This window comes from Mesorhizobium sp. M1A.T.Ca.IN.004.03.1.1 (assembly GCF_003997555.1).
Taxonomy (GTDB): Bacteria; Pseudomonadota; Alphaproteobacteria; order Rhizobiales; family Rhizobiaceae; genus Mesorhizobium.
This window is the reverse complement of record NZ_RZTV01000873.1, coordinates 1-245: the sequence shown is the minus strand read 5'-3', so window position 1 is coordinate 245 and position 245 is coordinate 1. Positions and strand designations below refer to the sequence as shown.

Below are 245 nucleotides of genomic sequence, written 5' to 3'. Positions count from 1 at the left end.
GGCGAGGTCGCTCGCCGCTTCGATCTGGCTTTCGATATCGACGCGTCGCAGCCGCATCAGGTTCAATTCCTGCGCCTTCAGCTTGTCCACATCGGGTGTTCCGGCGAGTTCTGCAGGGATCTCGAAACTCTGTTCGCCGGCGATCTCGGCGCGCAACCGCGCCTGGCGCATCAGAAGATCACGCCGGTTGAGAATGGCCGTTCGGTAGGCGCCGGCAGACTCGATCCGGTCGCGCTCGAAGACGG

1 pseudogene is annotated in these 245 nt (G+C 63.7%); it reads right to left on the bottom strand.

The annotated features are described in order from the left end of the window. A pseudogene (locus tag EOD29_RS34175) lies at nt 1–245 on the bottom strand (exopolysaccharide biosynthesis protein); the annotation flags it as partial.